Source organism: Acerihabitans arboris (genome assembly GCF_010131535.1).
Classification (GTDB): Bacteria; Pseudomonadota; Gammaproteobacteria; order Enterobacterales; family Enterobacteriaceae; genus Acerihabitans; species Acerihabitans arboris.
In genome coordinates, this window is the sequence record NZ_WUBS01000025.1 from 20,686 (window position 1) to 27,476 (window position 6,791).

Sequence of the window (6,791 nt, forward strand, 5' to 3'; positions counted from 1 at the left end):
TTATCGCTGAAATCATGCTGAGCGCAATATGTTATCCGGCATAAGCGATAGTCTGTTACCCACGATGATATTGAATAATAAGGATCCTCTATGGTTTATCTGGCCAGCCCGACGCGTTACGACGGAATGCTTTATCGTCGCTGCGGTAACAGCGGTCTCCGGCTGCCGGCGGTTTCGCTGGGCCTGTGGCATAACTTCGGCGATGTCACGCTGCTGGAAAACAGCCGCGCCATGGTGCGCCGCGCATTTGACCTCGGCATTACCCATTTCGACCTGGCCAATAATTACGGGCCGCCGCCGGGGTCCGCCGAGGAAAATTTCGGCCGCCAGCTGCGCGAGGATCTGCGCCCTTACCGCGATGAGCTGATTATCTCCACCAAGGCGGGCTATACCATGTGGCCGGGGCCGTACGGTGACTGGGGTTCAAAAAAATATCTGGTATCGAGCCTGGACCAGAGCCTGGCGCGCCTGGGACTGGATTACGTGGATATCTTTTATCATCACCGTCCGGATCCCGGCACGCCGCTTGAGGAGACCATGGGCGCGCTGGATCTGCTGGTGCGGCAGGGTAAGGCGTTGTATATCGGCCTGTCCAATTATCCGGCCCCGCTGGCCCGGCAGGCGTTGGACATTTTAAACGCCCTCGGCACTCCCTGCCTGATCCACCAGCCCAAATATTCGATGTTTGAACGCTGGGTCGAACCGGAACTGCTGGATGTCCTGGAAGAGCACGGCGTGGGATCGATTGCCTTTTCGCCGCTGGCCGGGGGCCAACTGACGGATCGCTATCTTAACGGCATACCCCGGGATTCACGGGCGGCCGGTCCGGGTCGTTTCCTGACCCCGGAGCAGCTTACCGAACAAAAAATGGATAAAGTGCGGCGCCTGAACGACATCGCCCTGGAACGCGGCCAGAAACTGGCGCAGATGTCGCTGGCCTGGGTGCTGCGCGGCGATCGGGTGACCTCGGTGCTGATCGGCGCCAGTAAAACCGCGCAGCTAGACGACGCGGTGGGGATGCTGGCCAACCGCGGGTTTACCGACCAGGAGCTGGCGCGTATCGAGGCGATACTGGCGTAGCGCCGGACACCGCGCTACAGGCCGAGCGCGGTGCCCACCAGCAAATAAAGATTCAGCGTCACCACCACCGCCACGATGCCCCAGCCCAAGGTCTGGATCAGGCGCGAGTTCACCATGTCGCCCATCAGGACCCGGTTGCCGGTAAAGGTCAACAGCGGCACCAGCGCCAGCGCGATGCCGAAGCTGAGCAGCACCTGGCTTAATACCAGGATGCGGGTCGGATCCAGTCCCATCATGATAACCACGAACGAAGGCAGCATCGTGACCACCCGGCGTACCAGCAGCGGTATGCGAAAGCGCACGAATCCCTGCATCACCACCTGGCCGGCCATGGTGCCCACCACGGTCGACGAGAGTCCCGCCGCCACCAGGCTAAGGCCGAACACCGTTGCCGCCGTATGGTTTAACAAGGGCGACAGGGTCAGGTACGCCTCATCCAGATCGGCAATACCGGTATGGCCGCTGAAATGAAAGGCCGCCGCCGCGGTGGCCATCATCGCCAGGTTTACAAACCCGGCGGTGGTCATGGCGATTGCCACGTCCAGTTTGGTGGAGGAGTAGCGCTGGGCGCGGTTGCCGTGCAACCCGTTTTGCGTCAACGAAGAATGCAGATAAATAACATGGGGCATAATGGTGGCGCCCAATACCCCGGCGGCGAGGAATACCGCCTCGCCGTTCGGCAGGCTGGGCAGCAGCATGCCTTTGCCCAGCTCCGCCATGTTCGGTTGCGAAAAAAACAGTTCGGCGATATAAGCGCCGGCGACAAACACCAGCAGGCCGCCGATGACCAGTTCCAGCGGTTTTTGGCCCCGCTGTTGCAGCATAAGGATAAGGAAAGTGGCGATGCCGGTAATGATTGCCCCTTGCAGCAGCGAGCAGCCCAGCAGCATTTTAAAACCGATGGCGGCGCCGATAAATTCCGCCAGATCGGTAGCCATGGCAATGATTTCAGCCTGAATCCAATAGGCCCATACCGCCGGGCGCGGAAAACGATCGCGGATATGTTCCGCCAGGTTTTTGCCGGTGGCGATACCCAGTTTTGCCGATAGCAGCTGGATTAACATCGCCATGAAGTTAGCCCAAACCACCACCCAGAGCAGTTGGTAACCGAAGCTGGCGCCCGCCTGAATATTGGTGGCGAAATTACCGGGGTCGATATAACCGATTGCGGCGATGAACGCCGGGCCAAGCAATGAGAGCTTTACCTTTCGTGATGCGCGACTGACGCCTTCCGCGGTTCGGCTGTTCAGCATATCAGTGACCCTTATGATCCATCGTGTTAGCTTCATCCTATCCAAACGATAATAATTATCAAGCGCATTTAGGACGTTTCGACTTATCTCTGCGATAGATGGCGATGATGATGAGCATAGAGGGGGGCAAAACCCAGCCTAATGACAGTTTCATCCCTAATTGAACCGGCTAGAAACGGTAATGGGTTACTAAATTACATTAGCACACTATTAACATAATTGGATATGAAATTAACTTTTTTCGCGGTTTATCTGTGATCGGTACGTTATCCACCTCGTCTAATAGAGGATTTTTATATATTTGCAACTTATAACTCGTTTTTAGTTCAGCCGTTACATAGAATGAGCGCGAATTATTGCCTGCCTCATTACTGGAGCATCTATGTCCCGGATTTTTCATTTTGTCCTCGCGCTTGCCGTAGTGGCAATCCTGGCGTTACTGGTCAGCCACGATCGTAAAAAGATTAGGCTGCGCTTTATTGTTCAATTGTTGGTCATTGAAGTCCTGCTTGCCTACTTTTTCCTCAACTCGCAGATTGGATTGGGTTTTGTACAGGGATTCTCAGCGCTATTTGATAAGTTATTGGGTTTTGCCGCTGAAGGGACAGGGTTTGTTTTTGGTAATATGAATAAGCAGGGGCTGGCGTTCTTTTTCTTGAATGTATTATGCCCAATTGTATTTATCTCGGCCCTGATAGGTATTTTGCAGCATATCCGGGTACTTCCTTTTATTATCCGCGTTATCGGTACCCTGCTGTCGAAAGTTAACGGCATGGGCAAGCTGGAGTCGTTTAACGCCGTCAGTTCGCTGATCCTCGGCCAATCGGAAAACTTTATCGCCTATAAGGATATCCTGGGCAAAATGTCCGAGCGCCGGATGTACACCATGGCCGCCACGGCCATGTCGACGGTATCGATGTCCATTGTCGGCGCCTATATGACCATGCTCGAGCCACGGTATGTGGTGGCCGCGCTGGTATTGAATATGTTCAGTACCTTTATCGTGCTGTCATTGATCAATCCCTACCAGGTCGGCAAGGAAGAAGAGCTGCAGATGAGCAATCTGCACGAAGGACAAAGCTTTTTTGAAATGCTCGGCGAATATATCCTGGCGGGCTTTCGGGTCGCCATTATCGTGGCGGCCATGTTGATTGGCTTCATCGCCATCATCGCCGCGATAAACGCTTTGTTCAGCCTGGTATTCGGCATCAGTTTCCAGGGCATACTGGGCTATATTTTCTATCCCTTTGCCCGCGTAATAGGCATACAGGGCGACGAGGCGCTGCGGGTCGGCAGCATCATGGCCACCAAGCTGGTATCCAATGAGTTTGTCGCCATGATGGATTTGCAAAAGGTCGCCGGCCAACTGTCCGCGCATTCCGTCGGCATCCTGTCGGTGTTCCTGGTGTCGTTTGCCAACTTTTCATCTATCGGCATCGTTGCCGGCGCGATTAAAGGACTGGATGAACGCCAGGGCAACGTGGTATCCCGTTTCGGCCTGAAGCTGGTCTACGGCTCGACGCTGGTCAGCATCCTGTCCGCCGCCATCGCCGGCCTGGTTATCTAAACCCGGCTATAAAATCGTCATCATCGCCGGCCCGCGGGCCGGTCGGGGCCGGGGCAACCCGGCCCTTTTTCATGATTTAGCGCGGGATGGCGCAAGGCGGCAAGGGGGAAAAGAACGGCGTATCACGCGCTGGACACCCTCAGGACCGGAATTATCGATATAAAAAAACCGGCCGGAGCCGGTTTTTTTTAATTTGGTGGAGCTAAGCGGGATCGAACCGCTGACCTCTTGCATGCCATGCAAGCGCTCTCCCAGCTGAGCTATAGCCCCTCGTATTTCCTGGGTACAACGACCACCTTAAGGACACATCTTCATATCAGGCCAATTAAGTGATTGGTGGAGCTAAGCGGGATCGAACCGCTGACCTCTTGCATGCCATGCAAGCGCTCTCCCAGCTGAGCTATAGCCCCATTCCCGACACATCATGTCTGGTGGACGGGGCGCATGATATGAAACCCGGCAAACAGTGTCAACGGCTAATTCAATTAAACGCATCAAACGCTGAAAAAGCCGTCAAATCCTCGATAACGAACGGGTTTATCCGGCCCGTTGGGCAATATACTCCAGCGCTTTATCGATACGGGCCAAAGAGCGTGACTGACCGACGGCATGAACGGTGACATCCAGCGCCGGCGACTGGCCGGCGCCGGTGACCGCCACGCGCAGCGGCATCCCTACCTTGCCCATGCCCACGTTAAGCTCCGCCGCCGTCTCCTCGATGGCGTTATGCACCAGCTCCGGCGTCCACTGCGCCAGTGCCGCCAGTTTGGCGCGCGCCAGCACCAAAGGCTCGCGGGCCACCAGGCGCAGGTGTTTTTTTGCCGCGTCGGCGTCGAACCGATCGAAATCCTGGTAAAAATAGTGGCAGGAGGCCGCCATTTCTTTCAGGGTCTTGCAGCGGTCGCCGAGTAATTTCACCAGTTCTACCAGTTGCGGCCCGTTGCGGGTGTCAATGCCGGCCTGTTCCATATGCCACAGCAGGTGAGTGGCGACATATTCCGCCGGCAGATGATTAATGTAGTGGTGATTGAGCCACAGCAGCTTTTCGGTATTGAACGCACTGGCCGATTTGCTGATGTCGTCCAGGGTAAACAGCCGCTTCATTTCCTCAATGGAGAAAATTTCCTGATCGCCATGGGACCAGCCCAGGCGCACCAGGTAATTCAGCAGCGCCTCGGGCAGGAAACCGTCGTCGCGGTACTGCATCACCCCCACCGCGCCATGGCGTTTGGACAGCTTCTTGCCGTCGTCGCCCAGGATCATCGATACGTGGGCATACTCCGGCACCGGCGCGCCCAGCGCCTTGAGGATATTGATCTGCCGCGGCGTGTTGTTGATATGGTCCTCGCCGCGGATCACGTGGGTAATTTCCATATCCCAGTCATCAATCACCACGCAGAAGTTATAGGTGGGCGAACCGTCGGTGCGGCGGATAATCAGGTCGTCCAGCTCCTGGTTGCTGAATTCAATCGGGCCGCGGATGTTATCGTCAAAAATTACCGAACCGTCCTGGGGATTGGCAAAACGCACCACGCAGGGCTCGCCGGCGTCATGCTGTTCATGGTCATGGCGGCAGCGGCCGTCGTAGCGCGGTTTCTCGCCGTCGGCCATCTGCCGCTCGCGCAGGGCTTCCAGACGCTCCCGGGAGCAGTAGCATTGATAGGCGGTGCCCTGCGCCAGCATGTCGTCGATCACCGCGTTATAACGATCGAAACGTTTGGTCTGGTAATAGGGACCCTCGTCCCAATCCAGGTTAAGCCAGTTCATCCCGTCCATAATGGCATTGATGGCTTCCTGGGTTGAGCGCTCCAGGTCGGTATCCTCGATACGCAGCACGAATTCCCCGCCCTGGCTACGGGCAAACAGCCACGAATATAAAGCGGTACGGGCGCCGCCGACATGGAGATAGCCGGTGGGGCTGGGCGCAAAACGGGTTTTAATTTTCATCAGGAACATTGCCTTAATCACGCATGGCTGACAGTCGGGAGCACCGCTCCCGGCCGATCATAAAAAGTGGACAATATTCTACCACTCCAGCCCGATTCCTCAACGCTGTTCCACTTTTGCTGCTCTTTTTGCGGCTAATAATGGCGCAAACCCGTTCATCTTGACTAATTTTACGTCTAACACACTTTTTACTTTGAAAAATCGTTGACTCACTTAGCAGTATCCCTATAATGCGACTCCACACGGCGGGGTGATTAGCTCAGCTGGGAGAGCATCTCCCTTACAAGGAGAGGGTCGGCGGTTCGATCCCGTCATCACCCACCACTTTTTTGGTTAAAGTGGGTCCGCTGTGAGAAATAGAAGTAATACGCTGTAAGAAGTGGGTGATTAGCTCAGCTGGGAGAGCATCTCCCTTACAAGGAGAGGGTCGGCGGTTCGATCCCGTCATCACCCACCACTTCTTGAGTCAGTATTGTTTTGACGTTCGTTTTCAGAAATGGGTGATTAGCTCAGCTGGGAGAGCATCTCCCTTACAAGGAGAGGGTCGGCGGTTCGATCCCGTCATCACCCACCATTTCTGATCTTTTAAGTGGGTCGTTAGCTCAGTTGGTAGAGCAGTTGACTTTTAATCAATTGGTCGCAGGTTCGAATCCTGCACGACCCACCACTTTCAAATACGGCCTCCCTCTAAAATTACACATCGAGCCGGCATATTGCACGCGTCGTGCGGATTTGAACCTGCGCAGGTTCGAGTCGAGCGCAGCGAGACAGCGTTGCCGGAACGGCAACGACCCGAAGGGCGAGGCCACAGGCCGAGTCATCCTGCACGACCCACCACTTTCAAATACGGCCTCCCTCTAAAATTACACATCGAGCCGGCATATTGCACGCGTCGTGCGGATTTGAACCTGCGCAGGTTCGAGTCGAGCGCAGCGAGACAGCGT

General features: G+C 55.6%; 4 protein-coding genes, 6 tRNA genes and 2 other RNA genes (1 of these 12 running past the window's edge). 8 read left to right on the top strand and 4 right to left on the bottom strand.

Features of this window, described 5'->3' with window-relative positions:
* The first annotated feature begins 90 nt into the window (after window positions 1-90).
* Window positions 91-1,080, top strand: a complete 990-nt coding sequence (gene mgrA / locus GRH90_RS24625) for an L-glyceraldehyde 3-phosphate reductase (protein WP_162368629.1) — start codon at window positions 91-93, stop codon at window positions 1,078-1,080.
* 14 nt (window positions 1,081-1,094) lie between these two features.
* On the opposite strand, the gene GRH90_RS24630 is transcribed toward mgrA, so the two are convergent.
* Window positions 1,095-2,333: an Nramp family divalent metal transporter gene (locus GRH90_RS24630; protein WP_162368630.1), complete on the bottom strand. Its 1,239-nt coding sequence runs from the start codon at window positions 2,331-2,333 to the stop codon at window positions 1,095-1,097.
* Window positions 2,334-2,715: 382 nt separating this feature from the next.
* Here GRH90_RS24630 and GRH90_RS24635 point away from each other — a divergent pair, with 382 nt between their 5' ends.
* The gene (locus tag GRH90_RS24635; RefSeq protein WP_162368631.1) at window positions 2,716-3,900 is read left to right on the top strand and encodes a NupC/NupG family nucleoside CNT transporter; all 1,185 of its coding nucleotides are present in this window, start codon (window positions 2,716-2,718) and stop codon (window positions 3,898-3,900) included.
* A gap of 194 nt (window positions 3,901-4,094) precedes the next feature.
* On the opposite strand, the gene GRH90_RS24640 is transcribed toward GRH90_RS24635, so the two are convergent.
* The 3 genes from GRH90_RS24640 to gltX all read right to left on the bottom strand — a co-directional run bounded on the left by GRH90_RS24640 (window position 4,095) and on the right by gltX (window position 5,847).
* Window positions 4,095-4,170, bottom strand: a tRNA-Ala gene (locus tag GRH90_RS24640).
* Between the two features lie 64 nt (window positions 4,171-4,234).
* Window positions 4,235-4,310: transfer RNA gene (locus GRH90_RS24645), tRNA-Ala, on the bottom strand.
* A 127-nt stretch (window positions 4,311-4,437) separates the two neighbouring features.
* Window positions 4,438-5,847, bottom strand: a complete 1,410-nt coding sequence (gltX, locus tag GRH90_RS24650; protein ID WP_162368632.1) for a glutamate--tRNA ligase — start codon at window positions 5,845-5,847, stop codon at window positions 4,438-4,440.
* A gap of 248 nt (window positions 5,848-6,095) precedes the next feature.
* On the opposite strand from gltX, the gene GRH90_RS24655 reads away from it, so the two are divergent.
* From GRH90_RS24655 to GRH90_RS24680, 6 genes are all read left to right on the top strand, one after another.
* Window positions 6,096-6,171: transfer RNA gene (locus GRH90_RS24655), tRNA-Val, on the top strand.
* A 57-nt stretch (window positions 6,172-6,228) separates the two neighbouring features.
* A tRNA-Val gene (locus GRH90_RS24660) sits at window positions 6,229-6,304 on the top strand.
* Between the two features lie 41 nt (window positions 6,305-6,345).
* Window positions 6,346-6,421: transfer RNA gene (locus GRH90_RS24665), tRNA-Val, on the top strand.
* Between the two features lie 17 nt (window positions 6,422-6,438).
* Window positions 6,439-6,514, top strand: a tRNA-Lys gene (locus GRH90_RS24670).
* 43 nt (window positions 6,515-6,557) lie between these two features.
* A non-coding RNA gene (locus GRH90_RS24675) (RtT sRNA) lies at window positions 6,558-6,684 on the top strand.
* 43 nt (window positions 6,685-6,727) lie between these two features.
* Window positions 6,728-6,791: non-coding RNA, RtT sRNA (locus GRH90_RS24680), on the top strand (it continues 147 nt past the right edge of the window).